The sequence below is a fragment of the Daejeonella sp. genome (assembly GCF_036405355.1).
In the GTDB taxonomy this organism is placed as follows: Bacteria; Bacteroidota; Bacteroidia; order Sphingobacteriales; family Sphingobacteriaceae; genus Daejeonella.
Map to the genome: position 1 here is coordinate 24,048 of NZ_DASWXT010000056.1, position 9,024 is coordinate 33,071.

At 42.1% G+C, this 9,024-nt stretch carries 6 protein-coding genes; 5 read left to right on the forward strand and 1 reads right to left on the reverse strand.

Annotated features, from left to right (window positions below; genetic code table 11):
- Positions 1–35 precede the first annotated feature (35 nt).
- The 3 genes from VGE44_RS07130 to VGE44_RS07140 all read left to right on the forward strand — a co-directional run bounded on the left by VGE44_RS07130 (position 36) and on the right by VGE44_RS07140 (position 5,046).
- Positions 36–3,068 (forward strand): heparinase II/III domain-containing protein, encoded by a 3,033-nt coding sequence (locus VGE44_RS07130; RefSeq protein WP_331077386.1) that lies wholly within the window; start codon positions 36–38, stop codon positions 3,066–3,068.
- Positions 3,069–3,071: 3 nt separating this feature from the next.
- The gene (locus VGE44_RS07135) at positions 3,072–4,214 is read left to right on the forward strand and encodes a right-handed parallel beta-helix repeat-containing protein (RefSeq protein ID WP_331077388.1); all 1,143 of its coding nucleotides are present in this window, start codon (positions 3,072–3,074) and stop codon (positions 4,212–4,214) included.
- A gap of 106 nt (positions 4,215–4,320) precedes the next feature.
- On the forward strand, positions 4,321–5,046 hold the full coding sequence (locus tag VGE44_RS07140) for an SGNH/GDSL hydrolase family protein (RefSeq protein WP_331077390.1): 726 nt from the start codon (positions 4,321–4,323) through the stop codon (positions 5,044–5,046).
- A gap of 224 nt (positions 5,047–5,270) precedes the next feature.
- Here the strand turns inward: VGE44_RS07140 and VGE44_RS07145 are convergent, their stop codons facing one another.
- The gene (locus tag VGE44_RS07145; protein ID WP_331077392.1) at positions 5,271–6,224 is read right to left on the reverse strand and encodes an amidohydrolase family protein; all 954 of its coding nucleotides are present in this window, start codon (positions 6,222–6,224) and stop codon (positions 5,271–5,273) included.
- A gap of 487 nt (positions 6,225–6,711) precedes the next feature.
- Here VGE44_RS07145 and VGE44_RS07150 point away from each other — a divergent pair, with 487 nt between their 5' ends.
- Both VGE44_RS07150 and VGE44_RS07155 read left to right on the forward strand, forming a co-directional pair.
- The gene (locus VGE44_RS07150; RefSeq protein WP_331077394.1) at positions 6,712–7,758 is read left to right on the forward strand and encodes an NAD(P)-dependent alcohol dehydrogenase; all 1,047 of its coding nucleotides are present in this window, start codon (positions 6,712–6,714) and stop codon (positions 7,756–7,758) included.
- 57 nt (positions 7,759–7,815) lie between these two features.
- Positions 7,816–9,024: PQQ-dependent sugar dehydrogenase (locus tag VGE44_RS07155; protein ID WP_331077396.1), on the forward strand; the 1,209-nt coding region annotated here is incomplete at its 3' end.

Genomic DNA, 9,024 nt, shown 5'->3' on the forward strand with positions numbered 1-9,024 from the left:
ATCAATCAGGAAATACCCATTATCAAATTCAATCTATGAAACATATAATCCGCTGTTGTTTAGCCATTCTGACACTTAGCACAATTTCTCAAATCAGTTTTGCGCAACGCCAGTATGGTGGTTTCTACACCAGGGAAAAGATTCAAAACCTTAGAAATAATTGCAATAAATACGATTGGGCAAAGGAATTGAAAAACTCTGTTATCAATAATGCGAAAAACTTTGCCAATAAAAGCGATGATGAAATATGGTCATTGGTGCCCGGACAGAATACTCCTCGCGGTATCGATGTCACCCTCGACCGTATAGCGAAAGGCCCTAAAGTTTTAGGTTGTTTAAAATGCGGGCTGGATGTACTTAAATTCGGTAATTATCCCTATGAACCGGAATTTGAGGATAAGCCATGGAAGCTTACCTGTCCTTCCTGCAAAAGCGTATTTCCAACGAATGATTTCGGTAAATTTTATGCGAGTGCACTTGATGAACGGGGTCAGTTTGATGTAACAAAAGGCGACAAAAGCCTGCTTTTCAACACATCCCATCCTGACCCATCCGATCCAATGCATAAATATGGCGTTGATGATGGATATGGATACATTGATCAGAACGGTCGTGCACACCGCTTCATTGGATATTATGTCTGGAAAAAATGGGATTACATAAGCAAGGGACTTGCAGATCTGGCTGAGGCCTATTTGTACACCGGCGATAAAATATATGCACGCAAAGCCGCAATCATTTTAGACCGCATCGCCGATGTTTATCCTGAAATGGACTGGAAACCTTATGCCGACAAGGGATGGTATCATTCTGACGGAGGACGCAATATGGGCAAAATACATGGATCGATATGGGAAACCCAAATCATCACATCCTTCGCTGATTCGTATGATAAAATTATTAGCGGCACTGTTGACAATAGTGAATTATACAGCTTCCTTAAAAAACAATCCGAAAAATACAAAATCGGAACTAAAGGAACCCGGGCGTTATTAATGCAAAATATAGATGACGGACTTCTGAGAACGGCCTATAAAGCTGTTTTATCTACACATATCAGGGGAAATCAGGGAATGCATCAGTTGACTCTGGCGACTTGTGCTATTGCCCTGGATTCGCAACCGGAAAGTAATTTATGGATCGACTGGATCTTTGCAGCGGATGGTGGAAATATCCCGGGCCTGATGATTTCGACCTTCGATAGGGATGGTACCTCCAATGAAGGTGCTCCTGGTTATACCCTGATGTGGGGCAGGCTGATTACTCAGGTTGCTGAAAAACTTCAAGGCTATCCCGCATATACGAAGCATAATATCATTAAAGAATTCCCTCAGTTCAATACCACTTTCCTTGCGGCCTACAGGATGGCAGCCCTTGGCATAGCCATTCCGAACATGGGCGATAGCGGCTCAACCGGAACGGTAAGCAATGGCTATGCTGACCCGAAATTTATTGCCAAGGGCTATATTTTCACCAAAGATCCTGAATTTGCAAAAGCGGCTTACTTATCTAATAAAAATTCAGCAGATAAACTTGGCAGGGATATTTTTTCGAAAGATCCGGATGCAATCAGCAGAGAAATACAAAAAATAGCTGAACCCCTTGGTCCAAGACCACAGGGAGGATATTTAATGAGTGGCTTCGGACTTGCCCTACTGGAAAATGGAAGTGGAAACAACGGAGTGGCAATTGCGAATAATTTTGGAAGAACCATCATGCATGCGCATCCCGATCTGATGAATTTCGATCTTTTTGCTTTCGGCAAATGGCTCGCACCTGATCATGGATACCCTGAATTTGCGACTAATATTCCAAGTAATCGCGACTGGACCGGAAGTACTGTATCACATAACCTCGTTTTTGTAAATGAAAAGCCTCAAAAAGAAATTTGGGGTGGACATACCCGGTTATTTAAACAGTTGAAAGGTTTTGGAGTGTTCGAAATCGATGGACAGAAAGCCTATCCTGAGACCAAAACTTATCAAAGGACCATGTTTCTTGTGGATGCAGAATCAGGTGAAAACAATGCCTATGTCATTGATATTTTCAAGGTGGATGGTGGTAAAGACCATTTATATAGTTTCCACGGCCCTCCGGGAGAAATCAGCACTTCAGGACTGAATTTAACAGCTCAAAAAACAGGAACCTATGCCGGGGAAAATATTGAAAAAGGAATTGCCGCAAATGGCTTTCCAATGGGTTACTCATTCTTTTACAATGTAAAAAGGGATTTAAGTCCGGCCACAGGATTCATGATTGACTGGAAAACCGAAACCGGTTATCGTGGCACGAAGGCAGATGATAACATACATTTAAGAATGCATGCCCTCAGTAAGGCAAATGATGTTGCACTTGCTGATGGGGATCCCCCTCAAAACAAAGCCGGGAATCCAAAAAAACTAGGCTATGTATTGATGCATAGAAAAGGTGAGAATCTCAACAGTACTTTCATATCAGTCTTTGAACCTTACCGTCTAAATCCCTTCATTAAATCGGTGAAACGCATCGATAATGGAGATGAATCGCAGATCGCATTGCAAATTGAACATACCAATGGCAATATTGATCATGTTTTATACAATCCTGAATCAGAAAAACTGATGAAACTGCCCAATAATGTCAGTATGGCCGGAAATATAGGCTTCCTGAGGACAAAGAATAATCAGTTAAGCAAGGCTGTTCTTGTAAATGGTACTGCTTTAAATTCCGGGGATTTGAATCTTAAATCCGATGGACAAATAAAAGGTAAGATCATCAAAATGAATAAAAACCCCTCGGGAAGTGGCTGGGTCCTGGTTGATCAGATTCTTCCTGTTAATGGCAGCCTAATTGGAGAACAACTGATTATTTCGACCAATGGCGAAAGAGACGCTACCTACACGATCAAAAGTGTGAAAAGAGAAGGGAAATATACCCGAATAGATTGCGGGCCAATCACTTTTGCAATGGGATTAAAGAATAATCCATCAGCAGACACGAAAGATCCATACAGCAATTATATCTACGAATTTGAAGAAGGAGCTGCTTTCAGCATTCCTACACATATAGAATGGTCATCTAAAAAGTAAAACATGGGAACAAAAAATTTTAACAGAAGACAGTTTGTTACTGCTGCATCTCTGGGATCTCTGGCTGCATTAAGCTCAATCAGCCCGGCAATTGCAATTGAATCCAATTCTGCGGCTGAGTATGCCAAAAAAGAAAAACCTACCTGGAAAAAGATAGGGAATACCATTTATGGGGCTAAGGCCGATGAAACCGGTCCTATCGGAGGCGGCAAAGGGTATACAAAGGTGATTACCAGTGGTGATTATACTGTCGACACTCTAGAATCATTGATTGATGCCCTCGCTAAGGCGAAATCGGGACAGGTAATATTTATTCCGGGAGATAAGATTATTGACATGACGACTTTCATCTATATTGATAAGATCATGCTGAAGATCCCGGGCGGAGTTACCCTGGCCAGCGATAGAGGCCATAACGGTTCAGCCGGTGCACAGATCACAAGCGATAGCCTCGATACCCCGGGAATGATCTCAATCGAAGGTCCTGGTGTACGTATCAGCGGTATCAGGTTGCAGGGACCAAATTCAAAACGATACCTGGATCATCATAAAAGAGCATTTGGTCCTGGAGGCCCGGGTCATACCTATTATTATAAATTTCCAACATCAAGAGGGATTATCACCAAATTCGGAAATCTGGAAATAGACAATTGTGAGATCTCAGCTTTTGCCAATGCAGGTGTCAGTTTACAGAAAGGCACAGGTAGTCATATCCATCATAACCTGATTCATAAATGCCAATATAACGGACTCGGTTATGGGGTTAGTCATGATGAAGCCAGTTCTACCATTGAATTTAATCATTTCAATGAGAACCGCCATTCATTGGCAGGAACAGGCAGACCTGGCTGCGGGTATATTGCACGTAACAATGTGGAATTGGGAATCTCGCTTAGCCATAACTTTGATATGCACGGAGGACGCGACCGCAAAGACAATACAACTATTGCCGGAACCACGATGGAAATGTACAACAATACGTTTTTAGGGCCGCAAAGGGCCGTTGTGATCCGTGGAGTACCTCAGGACAAATGTGAGGTACACCATAACTGGATGCCTACCCATAAAGATGCTGCCTCTGCAGTCAGGGCTGAGGAAAAAACTTATACCACCAATAATCTTTATGCAGACGGAAAGGTTACCTGATCTGCCTTTTTTTAAAGAAAGCTTTTTCAATATCCGGGAGAGCTTTTTTCCGGCTTTCGCCGGAACATCAAATTATTATTAAATTGATTTTTCCAAAGGATAACCAATGAGAACAAAATACATGCACTTTCTATCAAGTATATCAACTGTACTACTTATTGTCCTGTTAAATACATTTTCTTCAGCCCAGGAGAAAAAGGAATTGACTATTGTCACTTTCGGTAATTCCACAACAGCACCAAGAAAAGGAATTGAGAAAGTCTATGCAGTTCGTATCCATGAGGCCTTAACTGAAGCCGGAATACCAAATAAAGTAATTAATTCAGGAGTTGGAAGCAATCATACGGGTTCAGTAAAGGATAACGATCGTCCTAAAATCGAGCATGGGATGGACAGGTTTGAAAAGGCTGTATTAAGTCATCATCCGGATTGGGTAACACTCAATTTCGGTCTCAATGATGCTTATCAGGACAAGGGAGATGGTACCGCATCACGCATTCCACTGGAAGCCTTTATTACTAATCTGACTCATTTTATAACTGAGATCAAAAAAATTAATGGAAGAGTTATACTCCTGACCCCGAATCCGCTAAGTTCAAAACTGGAACCATTCAGGCATGAGCGCCTGAAATTATATAAAGATGCAGTTATCAAACTAGCCAAATCAGAGCATGTCGAGCTCATCAATTCCTGGAAAGTCTTTGGAAAATATGTCCGGAAAAACCCTGGAGGTTTGGAGGGCCTGATGCCGGATGGCCTCCATCCAATGGATACCGGTCATAAGCTGATTGCTGATGAGATAGTGAAAATCATTAAAAAAAGGAACCGTTAAATTCGGTTAAATTGTTCTTGTTGCTCGACCCCGAAGGTAGTCGTATGTTTATAGAAATGGCATTTAATCGTGTCGTTCGACCCTGAAGGGGTCGTATGTGCGAATTTTAAATACATACGACTACTTTCGGGGTCGGGATTCCCGTGTTATAATGCTATAAACATTTGACCCCTTCAGGGTCAATAGAAATATAATCGATCAATAGTTAAAAGGAACAGCTAATTTCAGAGCCGGAACATCTTTTTAGCGTTATTATGGAGGATTTTTCGTTCAATCTCTTTACTCGCTGATAGTTTTTTGATTGCTACAATAGTTCCAGCACCCTGGCAAGCCGGACCATGTCCTGCATAGTCATCACAATCACTGCCATACAGGAGTTTGTCCTGATGTTTGCTTAAAAAAGCACGTGCATGATCTTCATCCCTTGTCATGGAACTCAGTCCGGAACCTCCTGAAATGTCACCATACATATTCGGGTAATCGCTCATCAGGCGATCTGTTAAGCCGCCCGGCGTTACCTTGCCCCGGGGATATAAAATATTCTGATCAGCATGATTCTTATCGATATTGGCCCAGAAGGTTTGTGAATGTCCTAAAAAAATCACTTTTGGAAACTTCTCGAGCATTTTATGGAAACGTTCAAAGCCGCGGTTATACATATTGTATTGCCAGTGCATCAGTACAGGTACATCATATTCCTGTGCAAGCTGATAGATCTTTTGCATTTCGGGAGAATCACAATCCACATTGAACTTTAGCTCTCCGATCATTTTGGCCCCTAATTTCAGATACTTTTCAATTTCAGGAATAGCCCCCGGAAAATCAGGCACTTCACAGGCACCGAAAAGCATTTCAGGGGCACGATCCTTTGCATATTGGTAACAAACCTCATTCCCTCCAGCCTTAACCTGCAAGCCGTTACTCACTCCATAATGTGTTGAGCCATAATTTAGTGGCCTTCCACCCGGCAAAAGTATTGTGGTTGTAACTCCCATCATCCGTTGATGGGCCAGCATTTTATCCTGAGTTCTCCCGGCATAATCGGTATGCTGGTGAATATCAATGATCGGTTCAGAAGGCTGAAGTACAGCCCCATTAAGATTTAAACTATAGCCAGCAAGCAGTAAGCCTGTTCCTGCAATAAAGTGGCGGCGATTGATTGTGTTTTTAGTCTCCATAATAACGTTTACGTACCCAATTTACATAATCTATGGCAAACTGGAAAATTTTCTGACTTGCGAAATCACCTAGCCGAGCGAAAAGTAGATTTCGTCAGTCGCATACTATAATGGTGACAGACGAATTTTTAAAGCATGACGCTTAGGTAAATTCGCCCCAATAAAGCGACTGATGAATTTATCTTGTATGATACCAGGTAAATTCGTAAGTCTGAATTTTCCGACCCGACTTGCGAAATCACCTAAACGAGTAGAAAATAGATTTCGTCAGTCGCATACTATATAGGCGTTTTCAAAGAGATTTCGTCAGTCGCTAACGAACTACAGCGACTGACGAATTTAACCGGTATGAAGTTAAGTAAATTCGTAACCCGATAGGCTATCGGGTCTGAATATCGAAATATCATCCCCTCAGTCACCTGTATTTTACAGACAATGGCTATACATTAGTCAAATCTTAATTAACTTTATCTCCTCAAATAAAACTATGAAAGCAGTAAAAGCATATGCCGCCCAAAGTGCGGAAAGTCCACTGGCACCATGGCAATTAGACCGCCGTGAACCGGGTTCCGAAGATGTTGAAATCGAGATTCTTTATTGCGGCGTTTGTCATTCAGATATTCATACCGCCCGCAATGAATGGAAGGGAACCGTTTATCCGGCAGTCCCGGGTCATGAGATCGTTGGAAAGGTCACCAGGGTAGGTGATTCAGTTACCCGCTTCAAAGCAGGCGACACTGTTGGTGTAGGTTGCTTTGTCGACTCCTGCGGGCATTGCAGCAATTGCAATGACTATCTGGAACAGTATTGTGAAAACGGACATACTCAAACGTATAATTCCTTAAGTCAGGACAAAAAATCGATTACCCTTGGCGGATATTCTACTCATATCGTAGTCAGGGAACGATTTGTACTCAATGTTTCAGATAAACTCCCGCTGGCTAACGTTGCACCCCTTCTGTGTGCAGGAATAACCACCTACTCTCCTATCAAGCACTGGAATGTTAAAAAGGGCGATAAACTGGCGGTTTTGGGCCTTGGAGGATTAGGACATATGGCAGTTAAAATTGCATCATCGATGGGTGCCGAAGTCACTGTATTAAGTCGTTCAAAAAGCAAGGAAAAAGATGCAAAACGTCTGGGCGCGACACATTTTAAACTTACCTCAGACCCTGAAGTAATGAAATCACTGGCTTCAAGCTTCAATTTCATCATCGATACTGTCTCTGCAGATCATGATTATAATGAATATCTGGCACTACTGCGTTCAAACGGAGTGATGATACTTTTGGGTGCTCCACCAAATCCTGCGGATGTATCTGCCTTTCAACTGATCGGTGGCCGCCGGAGTCTTGTGGGCTCGCTGGTTGGAGGCACTAAGGAAACTCAGGAAATGCTGGATTACTGTGCCGAACATAATATTACATCCGATATCGAACTGATCAATATTGACCAGATCAATGAAGCTTATGAACGTACACTCAAAGGAGATGTTCATTATCGCTTTGTAATCGACATGAAATCACTTAAATAAGACTTGTTTAATACAGATATTTATTAATTTGTGACATTATCATAAAAAACAATCAAGATGACGAAGAAAATTCAAGCTCTGGCAGCAAGTGTAGCATTATTTATTTCTGCATACAGCAATAATGTGAGTGCTTATGCAAATTATACCTCAATCCAGGACACTACAAAAGCTCCTGTCGAGAAATTAGCTCCCAACAATAATTATTCTCCTGCATTCGCAGGTCAAACAAGAATTGCAGGAACAAAAACTAAAACTGCACTGGATGTGAAAATACTTGCCGAAGGATTGAAAAGACCCTGGGGTATTACTGTACTACCTGACGGACGTCTGCTGATCACTGAAAAAACGGGGACAATGAAAATTGTCACAACATCCGGAAAGGTAAGTGAGCCAATAACCGGTTTACCGGAAGTTAATTCTGGTGGTCAGGGAGGTTTACTTGGCTTAACCATTGATCCGGCTTTTTCAAAAAACAGAATGGTCTACTGGGTATTTTCTGAAAAAACAAGCACGGGTAACCTGACCGCTGTTGCCAAGGGCACTCTTTCTGCTGATGAGAAAAGAATGGAAAATGTTAGTGTCATTTACAGAGCTGATCCGGCGCATCCAAGCATGGGACATTATGGAGGCAGAATCCTTGTCGACAAAACCGGAAATTTACTGGTAACAACTGGAGAACGTTCTTCTTTGGAAACCAGACCACAAGCGCAATATCTTACTTCGGCAAATGGTAAAGTATTACGCATAACCAAAGATGGTAAACCTGCTCCGGGCAACCCGGTATGGAGTGCTGGTGCAAAACCTGAAATTTATTCTTATGGTCACAGAAATGTACAAAATCTTGCATTCCACCCGGTAACAGGTGATATCTGGACTGCAGAATTTGGTCCGATGGGCGGCGATGAGCTAAACCTGGTTAAACCTGGCAAAAACTATGGCTGGCCAACAATTACCTATGGTATGGAATACAGCGGAGCCAAAGTGGGCGATGGAATACAGCAAAAAGAAGGTATGGAACAACCAGTTTACTACTGGAACCCATCCATCTCTCCAAGCGGAATGTCTTTCTACTCAGGTAACATGATTCCTGAATGGAAAAACAATCTGTTCATTGGCGCTTTGAGTGGCAAACACATCCTGAGATTAGTGATCAAAGACAATAAAGTTGTTGGAGAAGAAAGATTACTTGCTGATCAAAACCAGCGTTTCAGATCAACAATGCAAGGTAAAGATGGTGCGCTTTATGCGATTACCGATGAAGGAAGG